The following is a 16,083-nucleotide window of genomic DNA, read 5'->3' as shown; positions in this document are numbered from 1 at the left end:
GTGGCAGTTCAGTGCGGCGCGGGCCCTTGTGGCGGAGTACCGTCAACGGCTAGACGACGGTGAGGCGACACATATATCGTTATCCTGATGATATCCGCGGTGGTCTTTCTTCAACGCGCCGCCATTGCGGATTCGCCTGGCGTTGCGCCAATGCGGACTTTCCGGGGCGCGTGCCGAGGCTCTCCGACCTCGTGCTCGCAACCATTTACGAAGGCATCGACGACGCGGCGGACGCCGCCGGTTACATGACCTTCGTGGCCAACACACACGACGATGCGCAGCGCCAGCGGCTGCTTGGCGAGGCGGCGCTGCACCGTAACGTGGAGGGACTCATCTTCGCGGACGCGCGCCGCGACGAAACCGCGTTCATCGACGAACTGGCCAAACGCGGTGTGCCGATGATTCTCGTGAGCCGCCACCTGGGAAGGAAGTATTGCTCCATCACCTGCGACGACCTCGCAGGCGGGAAAATGGCGGCCGATCACCTGGTTGCGCTGGGGCACCGCGACGTTGCCGTGCTGGCCGGGGAGCAATATTCGAGCAGCGGCTGGGACCGGTGCGTGGGTTTCGTGGAGCGATGCAAGGCGCTCGGCGTCGAGATCAGGCCGGACTCGATCCTGCATGGTCCGTTCGATACGGCGGCCGGCCGTGAGGCCGGCGAGCAACTGTGCGCGAGGAAGCGCAAGCCGACGGCCATCTTTGCCGTCAACGACTTTCTCGCCATTGGTGTCATGGGTGCGCTGCGGGACTCGGGCATGCAGCCAGGGCGGGACGTGGCGCTGGTCGGGTTCAACGACACGCCGCTTGCGGCCCAATTGCCCATCGGTCTCACATCGGTGCGCTCGCCCATGCACCCCATGGGTTTTCGCGCGATGGAGTTGCTGGTCAAGCAGCTCGGAGGCGAAAAGCCAAAGTCGGAACGCCTGCGCCCCGAGCTGATTGTGCGCATGAGCAGCGGCGGGCCAATCGGCTGATCGCTGTTTGATCAGCGCGCTCGACGTTAGCGACCTGGCGCGCGGCAAGAAGCATATGTTCTATTTCCAGGGCGTGCAGATGCCGACGGGCCAACACGGGTATGTGTCGGCCGTCGTCGTTTGCGGTGCGAAGCCGGGCAAGCGTGTCGCGCTGAGCGACGTGGGCATTCCGGCGATTACGCCGGAAATCGGCTCCGCGCGCGTCTTCGATTTCGACATGATCCCCTTGTTCGTCGAAGGGACGATGAATGTGCTCAAGCGCTATGGCGTCGTCTCCGGCCCGATGGGCCGCACCGGGCGGGACGTCGGGATCTTCGTCGGCAACAGCGCGCATGGCATCCTGAGCACGCATGGCGGCTTCGTCGAATTGCTGGTCAAGCTGAACGACAAGGTCAAGGCGGGGCAGAAAGTCGCCATTCAGCGCAACGCCTTTGGCGAAGTGGTTGCGGAATATACGACCGGGGTCGCCGGCGAGGTGACGGGGCGCCGCGCCGATGCCACGGCGGAGCCCCGTATTCCTCTCATGATGATTCTTTATCAGAGTCCGGGCAGGGAGAATCCGGAAGACTACGTCGAGTAATTATGGATTCCGAATTAATATGGACCTGCCTACTGCACGGTAATGGTTGCCTTCATATAGGGATGTATCCCGCAGAACACTTTGTACACCCCTGGTTTGTCGAACTTGAACTGATACGTGTCGTTCTGGTCGAGCGCGGCCGAGTGGAATATGCCCGCGTCGTTCACGACGGTATGGGGTTCGCCATCCATGTTTTTCCAGGTCACCGTCGTGCCCGCCTTGACCGTGATGGCCATGGGCGAAAACATGAAATTCTTGATGACGATCTGACTGGGCTCCTGCGCCTGCGCGGCAGGCAAACCGGCGGCCAGCGCGGCCGCAAGCATGCCGGCCCCGCAGCAGAAGACGAACGCGCGACGAAATGGGTGGGAGAGCATGGCTCGGTTCCTTGTCGAATGGGCGGGAGGCAAAGTCAGGCGAGCGTGGTGTCGGAGAGCGTCGCCGCGAGGGGATGTCGCGAGACGCGAATGCTGGTCACGCCCAGCATTTTCGGCAACTGCTCGCTTGCCACCTTGAGCGGTCCGGGCCCCGGGCCATCGCCGGCTGTCGGTTGCGGATAGGCCGTCGAGCGTGCGGTGTGGAACGTGATATTGCCCTCGACCTTGGAAACGATCTGATGAATATGACCATTGAGGACCGTCACGGAGCCGAATCGCTTCAGATAATCCATTGCCTGGCCCGCGTCGCCGGTGCCCCAGCCCCACGGTTCGTAGATCGTCCACATGGGCATATGCGTAAAGACGACGATCGGCGTGCTGGACGTGCGCCCCTTGAGATCGTCCTTCAGCCAGGCGAGCTGGTCGTCGCCCAGGTTGCCCAATCCGTTCGGCTTGAAATGCATCACGTTGACGAGCGCGACGAAATGCACGCCGTTGTGGTCGAAGCTGTAATAGCCCCGGTTGTCGGACGCCTGGCCGAAGCGTTTGAAGTACTCGCCTTGCGGGCCGTCCGTCACGTCGTGCTCGCCGGGCACGGTGTGCAATTCGGTGACGTTGAGCCCGGAGAGCAACTGGGCCGCGAGATCGAATTCTTCCGGTTTGGAGAGGTGGGTGATGTCGCCCGTGTGAATCGCGAGAGCCGGTTTGACAGGCATGGCGTTGACGAAATCAATCGTCTGCTTGAGCGTGCCCGCGACATCGGGATTGGCTTCCTTGTTGAAGCCGATATGGGAGTCGCTGATCTGCAAGAACAGCGGCACGCCGGATACCGCCGGCTTGTCCTTGCTGCCGGCGGCAAGCGCTAACTGCACCGGCGTGAGGACGCCTCCGGCCAGGACGAACACGGTGCCCGCCCCCCCGAAGGCGAGGCATTTCAGGGCACTGCGGCGCGAAGGTTGGGAAGGAAGATCTGACGACATGATGTCCTCTCGACTGGGTTCGGGAAGCCGGTTGCCGGTTCGATCCGGCGTGCTTCCGGGGCGGGCTTCACGTGCAATACCGCCCGCCTCGCGGTTTTATTCCCGGTCGTCGTCAGAGGGAGGAAGAAAGGGGGAAAAGCGCCGCAGTCGATGAAACGGACCCGGTCGCGCGCCGCCGTGCGTCGAGCAATGCGCGCGTATAGGCGTGCTGCGGCTGCGCGAACACGGCGGCGGTCGGACCCGTTTCGACGATCTCGCCTGCGTTCATGACGAGCGCGCGCGAGCAGAAGAGGCGCACGACGTCGAGATCGTGCGAAATGAACAGCATGGCCATGCCGCGCTCGCGGCGCAGCCGGTCGAGCGTGGCGAGCACGCCCGCCTGAACGGACACGTCGAGCGCCGCCGTCGGTTCGTCGAGCACGAGCAGGTCGGGGCCGCTCGCAATCGCGCGCGCGATGCATACGCGCGCGGCCTCGCCGCCCGAAAGCTGATGCGGCCGCAAGGCGAGGCGCGACAGCGGCAGGTCGACGGCGCGCGCGAGGGCCTCGACGCGCTCCCGGCGCGCCTCGCCGCCCACGTCATGGGCGAGCGCGCCGGCAATCGCATCGAACGCGCGGCCGAGCGGATCGATGCTGTCGCGCGCGTCCTGAAACACGAACTGGATGCGCCTGCGCCACGGCGCGCGCGCGCACCGTCGCGCGGGCAGCGCGCCGATGTCGACGCCGTCGAAGCGGATCGTGCCCGCGTCGGGATCGTCGAGCCGGACCACCACGCTCGCGAGCGTCGACTTGCCGCTGCCGGACTGCCCGATGACGCCGAGCGTCTCGCCGCGCGCGAGCGTGAACGACACGTCGCGCAGCGCATCGGTGGGCCCCGCCGAAGTCCGATACCGCTTGCTCAGGCCCGCCACTTCCAGCATGGCTGTCATCGTCGCGCTCCGGTTTCGATGCTGACCGGCTGCCAGCACCAGACGAAGCGATCGGCGCCCGACGTCACGACGGGCGGTGCGTCGGTCGCACAGCGCGCCTGCGCGAGCGTGCAGCGCGCATGGAAGCGGCAAGCGGGCAATGGGCCGCGCAGATCAGGCAGGTTGCCGCGCACGCCTTGCAGCGCATGCAGATCGGCGGCGAGCGCGGGCGTCGCGGCGACCAGCGCGCGCGAATACGGATGCCGCGCGCCGTGGAGGAATTCGGCGGAAGGCAGCACCTCGACAAGCTGGCCCGCATGCATCACGGCGATGCGGTCGCTGTAGGCCAGCGCGGCCTGGAGGTCGTGCGTGATGAGCAGCAAGGCCATCTCGCGGGTACGCCGCAACGCGAGCAGCAGGTCGAGCACCTGATGCTGCGTGAGCGCGTCGAGACCGGTGGTGGGCTCGTCGGCGATCAGCAGCCGCGGCTCGCGAGCGAGTGCCAGCGCGATCACGACGCGCTGGCACAGCCCGCCCGAAAGCTCGTGCGGATAAGCGCGCAGATAGCGCTCGGGCGGTGTCATCGCGACCTGTTCGAGCAGCGCGACCGCGTTCGCACGCCACAGGCGGCGAGGCAGGCGGCGCGCGGCGAAGACATCGTCGAACTGCGCGCCGATCCGGCGCACGGGGTTCAACGCGCTGCGCGGACTCTGGAACACCATCGCCGCCGGGTGAGGCGACGATGCGTGCGTATCGGTATCGGCCCAGCGCAACTGGCCGGCCGTTTGCCGCACGCCGCGCGGCAGGAGGTTCATGAGCGCGAGCGCCGTGAGCGACTTGCCCGAGCCGCTTTCGCCGATCAGGGCCACGACTTCGCCCGCCGCGATGCGAAGATCGATGCCGTCGATCAGCGCCGCGTGAGTCGCGTGAGTCGCGTCTGTTGCGAGTTCGACGCGCAATTGCTCGATGTGCAGCATCGGTGGGGGGGCGGTTCGCATCATCGGGTACGCGGGTCGAAGGCGTCGCGCAGGCGCTCGCCTGCACCGTTGAGCGCGAACACGGCGAGGGCGAGCGCCAGGCTCGGAAACGTCGCGATCCACCATTGGCCCGTCATCATGTACGGCGCGCCTTCGCCGACCAGCACGCCCCATTCGGCTGCGGGCGGCCGCACCCCCATGCCGAGAAAGGACAGCCCCGCGCTGTTCGTCATCGCCCAACCCAGGTTGACGGTCATCTGCGCGCACAGCGCGGGCAGCGCGTTCGGCAGCAGCAGGCTGAACAGAATGCGCGTGTTGCCCGCGCCTTGCAGCCGCGCGGCGCGCACATAGTTCGCGTCGCGCCGGGTGGCGATCTCGGCGCGGGCGAGACGCGTGTAGAACGGCACGTTGATGAGCGCGGTGGCAACGACGACGCTTTGCACGGAGTTGCCGAGCACGGCGACGAGCGACAACGCGACGACGAACAACGGAAACGCCATGCAGACATCGACCACGCGCTGCACCAGGCGGTCGATCCGTCCGCCGGCGAAACCGGAGGCCGCGCCCAGCACGCTGCCCGCCAGCGCCGCGGCGAACACGGCGCTCAACGCGATCGCCAGGTCGAGACGGGTGGCGACCACCACGCGTGCGAACAGATCGCGGCCGAGCGCGTCGGTGCCGAACCAGTGCGCCCGGGAGGGCGCAGCGAGCATATGCGCGACATCCGGTGTCGTGGGGTTCTGCACGACCCAGGGACCGGCGAGCGCGACGAGCGCCAACGCGGCGAGTGGCCATAGCGCGAGCGCGCGGCCCCGCGCCGCGTGGCGCACAGCGGCGCTTGCGGAGGGCGTGGACTGGCGCGCGAAGAAAAAACGTACGAGTTGCATCAGGATATCCGCGTGCGCGGGTCGATCCACTGCACGAGCAGATCGATGCAGAGGTTAAGGAGTGCGAAGGCAATGGCGACGAACAGCACGAAGCCCTGTAGCGGCGCATAGTCGGCGTTGCCCAGCGCGTCGAGCGCGTAAGCGCCGATGCCGGGCCACGCGAAAATCTTTTCGACGACCACGTTGGCCGCGAGCATGTACGAGAACATCATGCCCGCCGCCGTGACGATGGGCGCGGCGGCAGGCGCGAGCGCGTAAGCGGTCAGTGCTTTGGCTCGCGGCAACGCCAGGCTGCGGGCGGTGCGCATCGGGTCGGCGGCGAGACTGGCGAGCAGCGCGGAGCGGGTGATCCGCACGATCGGCGGCAAGCCGAACAGCGCCATGCTGACGGCGGGCAGCATGAGCCGGCGCAGTGCGTCGAGGGTCGCGGCGGGGTCGCCCGCGAGCCATGCATCGAATGCGATGACGCCCGTGCGCACGGGCGGCGCGCTCAGCATCGGGTCGAGCCGCCCGGTCGGTTCCGGCGCCCAGCCTAGCCGGAAATAGAACACATAGATGAGCAGCAGCGCGACGAAGAAGGTCGGCAGGCAACTGCCCGCGCTCGACAGCGCGCGCGCGAAGCGGTCGATGGCGGAGCCGGGGCGGCAGGCCGCGGCGACGCCCAGCGCGAGGCCGCTCGCGAGTGCCAGCACGAAGCCGCTGATCGTCAGTTCGAGCGTGGCGGGCAGACGGTCGAGCAGTTCGTCGAGCGCGTCGCGCCCGGTCGTGAATGAGCGCCCCCAGTGACCGTGCACGAGGCCGTCGAGATACTGCCAAAGCTGGGTCGCGAGCGGCGCATCGGTGCCGAGGCGATGACGCAGCTCGGCGAGCCCTTGCGCGTCCGACTGCATGCCGCTCGCCAGTTGCGCGGCGGGGTCGCCCGGCAGCAGCCGCACGAGCATGAACGTGAAGATCGCGCAGGCGAGCAGCACGGGCAACGTGACGAGCACGCGCGCGGCCAGCCTCGTGAGGAACGGGTTGCGCTTCATCGTGCGGACTCAGGCGCGCGTGAGCGTGCGAAAGTCAACCTGGCCGTGGATGTAGTAGGTGAAGCCGCGCAGGTCGTCGCGCGTCGCGACGTCGAACGAAGGCTGCCACAACGGCACGAGCGGCACATCCCGCGTGACGATCTGCGCGGCGTCGCGCATCAGTCGTTCGTAGCGGCCAGCGTCCGTTTCCCAGCGGGCGGCGTCGGTCAGCTTGACGAGTTCGGGGCTGTCGAACGAGCCGAAGTTCCAGCGCCAGTCGCCCTCGAAGAAGATCCGGTAGTAGTAGTCCGGATCGTTGAACCACGCCGACGACGAATCGATGAAGAACGCAAGGCGCTTTTCCGTTTCTAGCGCGCCCCACTGCGCGCCCGACGCCTTGTCGAGCGTCACTTCCACGCCGATCGCCTTGAGCGCGTCCTGGATCAGCAACGCGGCGGGCTCGGCAATCGCCGTGTCGGTCGCGTTGTAGCTGAGCGTCGTGCGAAAGCCGTTGGGGTGGCCCGCTTCCTTGAGCAGCGCCCGCGCGCGCTCGACATCGGTCGCATAGGGGTAGCGCTGCGGATAGTCGGCGCTCGGGGCCGCGCCCGATTGGGCGCCGAAAAGCGGCGTGCCCTTGCCGTGGTTCACGCCGTCGAACAACGCCTGATAAGGCAGCGCGAACGCGATGGCCTGACGCACTTTGGGCGAATCGAACGGCGCCTGCTTCGTGTTGAACGCGACGAAGCGAAACGTATTGGTGACGGGCACGGAGAGCGCGGCGACGCCAGGCTGCCCTTGCAGCGAGGCGAATTCGCGCGGCGCGAGCCCGAGCACGACGTCGGCATCGGCGCGTTGCAGCGCCGCCAGCCGGTTCGAAGCGCTCGGCACGGCCTGCACGAGCGCGCGCCGCACGAACGGCTGCGGGCCGCTGCGCCACGCGTCGAAACGCTCGTACGTCACCTGCTGGCCCGTTTGCCACGCGCTGACGCGGTACGCGCCGCCGCCGGCGGCATGGTTGCGCAGCCAGTTCGTGCCCCACGGGTCGGCGGCGTCGGCGTGCGCCTTGACGTCCGTTGCGTTGAGCACCGAAGCGAAGGTGAGCGCCAGGTTGGGCAGCGCGTAGCGGTCCGCGCGGGGCAGATCGATGCGCAGCGTTTGCGCGTCCACGACGACGAACTGGGCGGGATCGGTCAGCGATCCCGTGGCGAGCTGGCGTTTCGACGCCGGCAGCGTCACGGCCCGATCGAGCGACCATTTCACGTCGCCGGCGGTCACGGGGCGGCCGTCATGGAACGTCGCGTCGCGCCGCAGATGGAAGACGAGCGAGCGACCGCCGTTGGTGCTCTCGAACGATTCGGCCAGTTCGCCTTTCAGGCGGGCGTAGTCGTAGCGATACGCCTGCAACTGACGCCCCGTGGACGAGTCGAGCGGCTTGCGCTCGAAGGCGACGAGGCGGTCGTACACGTTGGTGAAGACGCCGAGCGACTCCTTCGCGACGCCGTCGCCATGCGGGTCGAGCGAGTTGCCCGAGCCCTCCGCGAGCACGCGAACGATTTCGCGCCGCTGTGGGGCGGGCGAGGGCGCGGCGTGCCCGGACGACGGCAGGAGGCCGCTGAAAGCGGCGCCCGCCGCGAGCCCCGCGTGGCCCGTTTGAAGCAGGAAACGGCGTCGATGCATCGATGTCATGGTCGTTTTGATGGCGCGTGTTTGCCGTGTAGCTGGCGTGTGAATGATGAAAATCGAAGCCGTCGCGGCGGGTTACAGCGAGGCGTGGCGCGCGGGTTCCGCGCCGTTGAGCCAGTGCGAACCGACCGCGTGATACTTCCAGCGCACCGGGTCGTGCACGGTGTGAATGCGCGCGTTGCGCCAGTGGCGGTCGAGTGCGTGGCTGCGCAGCGCCGACTGGCTGCCGCCGAATTCGATCAGCGACGTTGCGGCGTCGAGCGCGAGTTCCGTCGTCAGGATCTTGGCTTCCGCCACCGCGATGGAAGCGGCCGTCACGCCTTGCGCACCCGTTTCGGGGCGCTCGCGTGCGGCGTCGAGCAGCAGCGCGCCGCGCGTGAGCAAGGCTTCCGCCGCGTGCAGCCGGACCACGAGCGCGCCCACCTTGCTGAGCGTGAGCGGATCGTCGCTTGCGCGCGTCACGCCGCTGTCCGCCCACGGGCGCGCCTTCTGCGTGAGCCACGCGTGCAGGTCGCGCAACGCCGCCCGCGCGATGCCGAGATCGATGGCGGCGTGCAGCAACTGCGCGAACGGACCGTGGATGGTCGGCGGCGAGAACAGGCGGTCGCGCGGCAGCACATGGAGGGCGTCGACACGGACGTTGTCGGCGAGCACGGTGCCGCTCGCCGTGGTGCGTTGCCCGAAACCGTCCCAGTCGTCGATCACGTGCAGCCCCGCGCTGTCGCGCGGCACGTAGGCGAGCCACTGGCGGCCCGCGTCGTCGGTTGCCGCAACGGGCACCCAGTGCGCGAACAGCGCGCCCGTCGAGTAGGCCTTGCGGCCGTTCAGCCGCCAGCTACCGTCGGCGTCGCGTGCGATGCGCGTATGCATGGCTTTCGACGTGGGCGTGCCCGTCTCCGACACGGCATTGCCGATACGCTTGCCCGCAAGCACTTCCGCGAAAAAGAACGCCTGCTGACGCGCGTCGCCGATCAGGCGCACGGCATCGACCAGGCAATAATGGTTCTGCGGGATCTGGCCGATCGACGGATCGGCCTCCGACACGATCGCGACGACCTCCGCGAGCGTGACATGCGAGACGCCGGCCCCGCCATGCGATGGCGGCACGGTGATGCCCCACAAGCCGGTGGCGGTGAACGACTCGATCTCCGCGTGCGGTAGCCGGCGCTCGCGGTCGCGCGTCACGGCTTCGCCCGCAATCGACGCCGCGAAACGGCGCGCGGCTTCCAGCGCCTCGACATCGCTTTTGATGGTGAGAGGCGCGACGCCCGGCGCCCGGCCGGAATCGGCGCAAGCCTGGGAGAACGAATCTTCGGCGGGAAGCGTGGTGGTGGTCACGGAATGTCTGGGGTGGAAGTCGGGAAAGCGGCGTGCTGAGGGGCCGTGCGGCCAGGATGGTGGTGCGGCAGACGGTTCCGGCCGCGGCCGAACAGCTTCTCGCGGTACGTACCCGGCTCGTAGGCGGTCTTGAAGCGCCCGCGCGTTTGCAATTCGGGCACCAGCAGCGAAGCGATATCGCGAAAGCACTGCGGCGTCACGGTGCGAACGAGGTTGAAGCCGTCGATGCCGGTTGCGTCCGCGTAGGCAATCAAGGCGTCCGCGACTTCGGCCGCGCTGCCGACGACGGGATCGAACTTGCCGCCGAGCGGCATCCGTTCGAGCAGCCCGGTGACGGTGACGGGCTCGCCCGCGCGAGACAGCCCGGCGACGGCGGACTGGATGGCGTTGCCCGCCTGCGCGACGATGGGTTCGTCCGGTGCGTAGCGCGAGAAGTCGATGCCCGTGGCGCTCGCCAGTTGCGCCAGCGCCGCCAGCGGCTGCGCATAGCGGCGATAGCTGGCGTAGCGCGCCTGCGCCTCGTTGCGGGTCGGCGCGACGATCACGACAACGCTGGAGAGCAGCCGCACGTCGCGGCGTGAACGTCCGTGTTCGGCCAGCAGCGTTTCGATGCGCCGCACCTTCGACGCCGTGGCTTCGACGCCGTTATTCGGCAGAAAGAGGCACTCCGCGTGACGCGTCGCGAAAGCGAGCCCGCGCGGCGAAGCGCCTGCCTGATACAGCACGGGCGTGCGCTGCGGCGACGGCTCGCTCAGATGAATGGCTTCGAACGGATAGTGCGGGCCCTCATGACGGATCGCACGAATGCGCGAGGCGTCGGCGAAGCGCCCCGTGGCGCGGTCGCGCAGCACGGCGTCGTCGGCCCAGCTGTCTTCCCACAGGCGGTACAGGCCGCTCACGTAATCGTCGGCATGGTCGTAGCGCGCATCGTGCTGGCCCGCGCTTTGCGCGCCGCTCGCACGGGCCGCGCTGTCGAGAAAGCCGGTCACGATATTCCAGCCGATCCGTCCTTTACTCAGATGATCGAGCGTGGAGAACCGGCGCGCGAACAGATACGGCGGCTCAAGACCCGTTTGCGCGGTCACGCCGAAGGCCAGATGCCGGGTGGCGGCGGCCATGGCCGCCACGATCGGTATCGGGTCGTTCACGGGCGTCTGGACAGCGTGCGTGAGGGCCGTGCGCGGGCCGCCGCCGTAGACGTCGTACACGCCGAGCGCGTCGGCGAGAAAGAGACCGTCGAACAGACCGTCTTCGAGCGTGCGCGCGAGGTCCAGCCAGTAGTCGATATCCGTATAGCGCAGCGCCTGGTCGTCGGGGTGCGCCCACAGACCATGCGAAAGATGACCCACGGCGTTCATCTCGAACGCGTTCAGTATCAGCTTGCGCGCCGTACGATGTTCAGGCGCGTTCAAAACGGACGGCTCCCGGCCAGGCTGATGCGCTTGAGCACGCGCCGCTCGCCCGAGTCGAAGTCGTCGCGGCCATGCAGTGTGATCTGGTTGTCCCAGAACACGATATCGCCGGCACTCCAGCGATGCCGGTAGGCAAAGCGCGGCGACAGGATGTGCTCGCGCAGTTGCGCGATCAGGTCCGCGCCCGCGTCCGGATCGTAGCCGACCAGTTCGACTTCGGTGCGCGCGCCGAGGTACAGCAGCTTGCGTCCGCTGTCGGGATGCGTGCGCACGAGCGGGTGGTCGATAAATGGCCGCAACGGTTCGATGCCGGGACGCCGATAGAGCGGAAACCCCTCGGGCAGCGGATGCTTGCGGCGCAGGAACGGGTTGTAGGTGATGAGGCGCAGGCGGTCGAGGCGCTCGCGCAATGATTCGGATAACGAATCATAGGCGGCCGCGAGGTTGTACCAGGTGGTGTCGCCGCCAGCCTGAGGCACTTCGAGCGCGTACAGCAAGGAACCCGACGATGGCAACGGCGTCCAGTGATGATCCGAGTGCGCGGGCAATTCGATGTTGCCGAGCACGCCGTCGTCGACGTTCGAGACGAGCACGATTTCCGGCACGGTGCCGTCGTCGCTGGAAGCGAGCACGGGGGCGTCGGCCGGCGGCACGTAGACAGACCCGAACGAGGTCGCCAGCCGTTTGAACGCCGTGTCGTCGAGCCGCTGATGCTTGAAGATCAGGATGTGATGATCGAGCAGGGCGCGCTTGAGCGCAAGGATCTGCTCGGGGCGCGCGTCGAGGCTGCCATCGAATCCCAGTACCTGGGCGCCCAGCGGCGCATCGACAGGCGCTATCTGGAATCCGGCGTTTGCTGCGTGATCGGCAATATGCGTTGTCATGTCGGGCAAAGCGGTGCAAGCGTGGCGAGAAGGAAGGCGAGTGTAAAGAGCCTGCCGCGCGCGTCCAAATGACGGATCGCGATATCTAAACAGGCAAAATGCGGCAAAAGGTCCACGGTTGCGCAACTGAGCATCCGATACGCAACGATGACTGCGGCGATGGATTGCACGAACGCGAATCCGGCGAGATAGCGCATGCGGGCGACGCTGCGGCGTCGAAAATGCATCTGGGAATTTTGCGGGCGCCTGTTGTGAAAGCGGCGCCGTATATGCTTAGCAGCTATCGTTCGTTGCGCGAAGCATCGCGGCGTGGGTACGCTGGACGGTTTCATTCGTCAATTCACGATCATGAGTATCGACCGATCAGCAGGGCAGCCGTTGGCGCAGCGCTTCGATCCCGTGTTTGCGCGGATCGAAGCAGGCACCGTGGCGCGGGAGCGCAGCCGCGAACTGGCGCACGACGCCGTGCAGTCGCTGAAGGCGTCGGGGTTCACCGCGTTACGCGTGCCGCAGGCGTATGGCGGGTCGGGCCTGTCGTTCGCGCAGTTTTTTCCGCTGCTGAGCCGGCTTGCCGCGGCGGATTCGAATCTGCCGCAGATCCTGCGTGCGCATTTCAGCTTCATCGAACAACGTCTGGAGTCGAACGACGAGACGGCTCGCAAGCGTTGGTTCGAGCGCATCGCGCGTGGCGAGGTGATCGGCGCGGCCACTTCCGAGCGCAGCGGCGTCACGCATAACTCCGTGACGCTGCTGCCCGACCCGGTGTCGGGCAAGCTGCAACTGAATGGCGAGAAATACTATTCGACGGGAACGCTCTACGCGGACTGGATCAGTGTCGCCGCGCACGACGACCAGTCGGACCTCAACGTCGTGATCCCCGCGCAAGTGCCGGGTGTCGCGCGCCTGGACGATTGGGACGGCTTCGGGCAGCGCCTCACCGCGAGCGGGACCACGCGATTCGACGCCGTTGCCGTCGACGAAAGCTGGATCGTCACACGCTATGACGCTTCGCAGCCCCGGCGCAATTCGCTGATCACGGCGTTTCTGCAAACGGTGCATCTGGCCACGCTGGCGGGCATCGGGCAGGCGGTGCTGCGCGACAGCATCACGTTCGTGCAGGGCCGCACGCGCACGTTCGGTGTGCCGGGCCAATCGAGTCCGCGCGAGAATCCGCTGGTGCAGCGAACCGTGGGCCGGATCGCGAGTCTCGCTTACTCGACGCAAGGCATCGTCGAGCGGCTTGCGCGCAGGCTGGACGAACTGCAACGCAAGCGGGCGGAAAACACCGCGACGACGGACGACTACATTGCCGCCGACGTCGAGACCTTTCAGGCGCAGCAAATCGTGATCGAGCAGACGCTCGAAGCGGCGACGCTGCTATTCGAAACGGGTGGGGCGTCGGCCACGAGCGAAACGCTGCGCTTCGACCGGCATTGGCGCAATGCGCGTACGCTGGCTTCGCACAATCCGGCGGCGCAGCGCGAGGCGGCGATCGGCGACTACTACCTGAACGGCAAGGCCCCCGAAGAACGCTTCAGTCAGGCGCATGCGAGCCAGGGGCGCGGCGCGCGCGTAAGTGCGTAAGTGCCTAAGTGCGTAAGTGCCTAAGTCCATAAGCGACGGGGGAGGCGGTGAAGCTTGCCCGTCCGTCCGGGCCGATCTGGCACAGACGGACGGCAAGTCTCACGCCACTGCGGGCGCGATCATTTCGTCGCGATGTGGGCGGCAGGCGGAACGAAGGCCGGCATCGAGTCTTCCCAGCGGCTGTCGGTCAGCATTTCCTTGTCCGAGCCATCGGGGTTCATCGACCACACCTGCCCGTACGGCTGGAACGAATTGTCGTAGAGCGCGGATTCGTCCTTGAAGCCATATTCGCTGCTGTTCCACAGGATCTTCTTGCCGTCCCAGCTCCAGACCGCATGCGCGTCCGATGCCGGGAAGTTCGTCAGGCGGCGCAGTTCGGTGCCGTCCGACTTGATCGTGAAGATGTCGAAGTTGCCATCCTTCTGCTTGCGCGTGAACACGATGCGGTCGTCGGCGGGCGACCAGCCGGGCACGTTGTCCCAGTCGGTCGTCAGCACGCGCACCTTGCGGGTTGCGAGGTCCATGATGCGCAGCCCCTCGTCGCCCTTGGCCCAGGAGCGGTACACCATCTGCTTGCCATCGGGCGAGACGCTCGCAAAGCCGGTGTTCGAGGTGGGCGAGGTGAGATCCTGAACGCCGGTGCCGTCGCGGTTGATCAGCTTGACGTTGGCGACGTTCTGGTCGCGCGTGCGCCAATAGCCGCCGAAGCTGAAGACGAGCGACTTGCTGTCGGGCATCCATGACGGGGTGAGCGCAACGCCGATCATGTCGCCGCACTGGCCCGACGGGTTCTTGCCGGCGGCGCATTTCGTGGTCGACTGAAACACCAACTGCTTGTTGGTGCCGTCGGCATTCATGATCACGAGCGACGTATCGATGTCCTTGTTGGAGAGGGCCAGCGTGCCGTCCCTGGCGAACATCGGGAAGACGTCCGTGTAACGGTATTCGTACTTGGGATTCCAGCTATAGAGCGGCGTGTTCTGCGCGAGCGGCAGGTTGTCGATCCGCTCGTAGACGACCTGCTTGCCGTCCTTGCTCCACGACGGCTCGCGCAGGTTCGGGGGGAACGGCTTCGGGCCGTCGGAGTACATGATCCCGGTCGTTTGCGCGGACTTGGTGCTGTAGCCGAAGCGGCCGTCCGGCAAGAACTGCGGATTGAGCTTGACGCCCGGGCCCGAGGTCAATTCACGGGACTGGCCGGTTGCCACGTCGATCGCCACGATCTGCGAGGTCGCCTTCATCGACAGTTGATCCACGCGCGACAGCCAGCTCACCTCCACATCGCCCTGGTAGGCGATCAACTGCTTGCCGTCCGCCGACCACCTGGGCGAACCGGTCATCACGCCCTCGGGCGACAGCCGCTTCAAACCGGTGCCATCGGGATGCACGATATACACGGAGAGTGCTTGCAGATGCTCCCAGGCGGCGCCCTTGTCGTGCGATTTCCATTCGGTGTTGCGATCGGACGAGAAGGCGATCCACTGGCCGTCGGGCGACCACGAAGGGCGATAGAAACCGTCCGGCTTCATCGGGTCGCCTTGAATCGGCGCCGCGCCGGTCAGGTTGGTCAGCTTGCGGGTGGCGAGGTCGAGAATCCAGATATCGGCGCGATGCGAGCCGCGGTCCGACATGAAGGCGACATAGCGATTGTCGGGCGACATCGACGCCTGATCGTCCACGGCCGGATCGTCGGTCAAGCGCTCGAGCGCGCTGCCGTCTGTGCGCATGCGATAGATATCGGATTGCCCGCGTCCTTCGCGCTCCGAAGTGAAAACGATCCACTGGCCGTCATCGGAAAAGCGCGCGTTGTAGTCGAATCCGGATGAGCCCGGCAACGCGTGCGCGCCGGTGCCGTCGGCATTTGCCACGTACAGCACGGACTTCGTCGGCCCGATGCGGTTGAACAACATGACGTCCTTGGCCTGCGCCACAGCCGAGGCGAACAGGCCGATCGAACAGGTGAGACCTATGATCAAATTTTTCTTACTCATCAGGGCATACTCTTTTTGAAGTGATGGGATTTCATGCTGAAACGGGGTGAAACCGGCGCGCCGATATCACCGGCCTGGCTTGTGGGCGCAAGGTGATTTCGTTTGCAGATCGGAGCGCCGGGCAACGCAGCGGAGCGAGCCGTACCGGCATCGGCGTGCGGTCAGCGACGGATGGATGGCGGCGTAACCGCATTCACCGAAGCAATCGCCGGGCGATTAACTGGAAAAAATGGTCGGCATGTCTCTTCGTTCGTTCTTGTTGACGCGATGTGGCATCGGTCTTGCCGCACTTTGCGCTGAGGGAAATGAAAAGGCCCGGTAAAAAAAGTACATTTGCCAGGACTTTTCTGGCTGGCCAGTTGGCTTTTTGATATTTCGCAAAAATCGGGGCCGCGACTTCCCCGCCCGCCAAGGCCCGGCGCGCTGCCGGTTGGCGTCCGCGCCGATTTGAAGGCGCAATCCTAAAGTTCCCTGCATTGCCGGCCGTAAACGTAGTTGGGCG

The 16,083-nt window shown here is 66.5% G+C and carries 15 protein-coding genes; 3 read left to right on the top strand and 12 right to left on the bottom strand.

Annotation, left to right across the window (positions count from 1 at the left end; all coding sequences use genetic code 11):
• Positions 1–170 precede the first annotated feature (170 nt).
• The gene (locus C7401_RS30670) at positions 171–974 is read left to right on the top strand and encodes a substrate-binding domain-containing protein (RefSeq protein ID WP_258397290.1); all 804 of its coding nucleotides are present in this window, start codon (positions 171–173) and stop codon (positions 972–974) included.
• A 7-nt stretch (positions 975–981) separates the two neighbouring features.
• The gene (locus C7401_RS30665; RefSeq protein WP_220092870.1) at positions 982–1,554 is read left to right on the top strand and encodes a succinylglutamate desuccinylase/aspartoacylase family protein; all 573 of its coding nucleotides are present in this window, start codon (positions 982–984) and stop codon (positions 1,552–1,554) included.
• Between the two features lie 29 nt (positions 1,555–1,583).
• Here C7401_RS30665 and C7401_RS30660 read toward each other — a convergent pair whose 3' ends face one another.
• The 11 genes from C7401_RS30660 to C7401_RS30610 form a co-directional block, all read right to left on the bottom strand.
• A complete protein-coding gene (locus C7401_RS30660; protein WP_112175149.1) occupies positions 1,584–1,931 on the bottom strand; it encodes a cupredoxin domain-containing protein in 348 nt (115 codons plus the stop codon).
• A gap of 35 nt (positions 1,932–1,966) precedes the next feature.
• Complete coding sequence (locus tag C7401_RS30655) at positions 1,967–2,911, bottom strand: metallophosphoesterase family protein (RefSeq protein WP_112175148.1); 945 nt, start codon at positions 2,909–2,911, stop codon at positions 1,967–1,969.
• 112 nt (positions 2,912–3,023) lie between these two features.
• The gene (locus C7401_RS30650; RefSeq protein ID WP_112175147.1) at positions 3,024–3,839 is read right to left on the bottom strand and encodes an ABC transporter ATP-binding protein; all 816 of its coding nucleotides are present in this window, start codon (positions 3,837–3,839) and stop codon (positions 3,024–3,026) included.
• Positions 3,836–4,819, bottom strand: coding sequence for an ABC transporter ATP-binding protein (locus C7401_RS30645; protein ID WP_181565731.1), 984 nt, complete (start codon positions 4,817–4,819; stop codon positions 3,836–3,838). The genes C7401_RS30650 and C7401_RS30645 overlap by 4 nt, the downstream gene beginning before the upstream one ends.
• On the bottom strand, positions 4,816–5,682 hold the full coding sequence (locus C7401_RS30640; protein WP_112175145.1) for an ABC transporter permease: 867 nt from the start codon (positions 5,680–5,682) through the stop codon (positions 4,816–4,818). The genes C7401_RS30645 and C7401_RS30640 overlap by 4 nt, the downstream gene beginning before the upstream one ends.
• The gene (locus C7401_RS30635; RefSeq protein ID WP_112175144.1) at positions 5,682–6,710 is read right to left on the bottom strand and encodes an ABC transporter permease; all 1,029 of its coding nucleotides are present in this window, start codon (positions 6,708–6,710) and stop codon (positions 5,682–5,684) included. The genes C7401_RS30640 and C7401_RS30635 overlap by 1 nt, the downstream gene beginning before the upstream one ends.
• Before the next feature lie 9 nt (positions 6,711–6,719).
• Complete coding sequence (locus C7401_RS30630) at positions 6,720–8,375, bottom strand: ABC transporter substrate-binding protein (RefSeq protein ID WP_112175143.1); 1,656 nt, start codon at positions 8,373–8,375, stop codon at positions 6,720–6,722.
• A gap of 72 nt (positions 8,376–8,447) precedes the next feature.
• The gene (locus tag C7401_RS30625; protein WP_181565730.1) at positions 8,448–9,710 is read right to left on the bottom strand and encodes an SfnB family sulfur acquisition oxidoreductase; all 1,263 of its coding nucleotides are present in this window, start codon (positions 9,708–9,710) and stop codon (positions 8,448–8,450) included.
• On the bottom strand, positions 9,707–11,122 hold the full coding sequence (locus tag C7401_RS30620) for an NtaA/DmoA family FMN-dependent monooxygenase (RefSeq protein WP_258397289.1): 1,416 nt from the start codon (positions 11,120–11,122) through the stop codon (positions 9,707–9,709). Before C7401_RS30620 ends, C7401_RS30625 begins: the two co-directional genes overlap by 4 nt.
• On the bottom strand, positions 11,119–12,006 hold the full coding sequence (locus C7401_RS30615; RefSeq protein ID WP_112175142.1) for a TauD/TfdA dioxygenase family protein: 888 nt from the start codon (positions 12,004–12,006) through the stop codon (positions 11,119–11,121). Before C7401_RS30615 ends, C7401_RS30620 begins: the two co-directional genes overlap by 4 nt.
• The gene (locus C7401_RS30610; RefSeq protein WP_146758019.1) at positions 12,003–12,203 is read right to left on the bottom strand and encodes a hypothetical protein; all 201 of its coding nucleotides are present in this window, start codon (positions 12,201–12,203) and stop codon (positions 12,003–12,005) included. The genes C7401_RS30615 and C7401_RS30610 overlap by 4 nt, the downstream gene beginning before the upstream one ends.
• Positions 12,204–12,354: 151 nt before the next feature.
• On the opposite strand from C7401_RS30610, the gene C7401_RS30605 reads away from it, so the two are divergent.
• The gene (locus tag C7401_RS30605) at positions 12,355–13,590 is read left to right on the top strand and encodes an acyl-CoA dehydrogenase family protein (RefSeq protein ID WP_112175204.1); all 1,236 of its coding nucleotides are present in this window, start codon (positions 12,355–12,357) and stop codon (positions 13,588–13,590) included.
• Positions 13,591–13,709: 119 nt separating this feature from the next.
• Here C7401_RS30605 and C7401_RS30600 read toward each other — a convergent pair whose 3' ends face one another.
• Positions 13,710–15,581 carry a TolB-like translocation protein gene (locus tag C7401_RS30600; RefSeq protein ID WP_112175140.1) on the bottom strand — a complete coding sequence of 624 codons (1,872 nt, stop codon included), beginning with the start codon at positions 15,579–15,581 and terminating at the stop codon, positions 13,710–13,712.
• Positions 15,582–16,083 lie beyond the last annotated feature (502 nt).

The organism is Paraburkholderia unamae, assembly GCF_003268775.1.
GTDB classification, from domain to species: Bacteria; Pseudomonadota; Gammaproteobacteria; order Burkholderiales; family Burkholderiaceae; genus Paraburkholderia; species Paraburkholderia unamae.
Note: the sequence above shows the minus strand (reverse complement) of the source record. Positions and strands in the feature narration are given on the sequence as shown.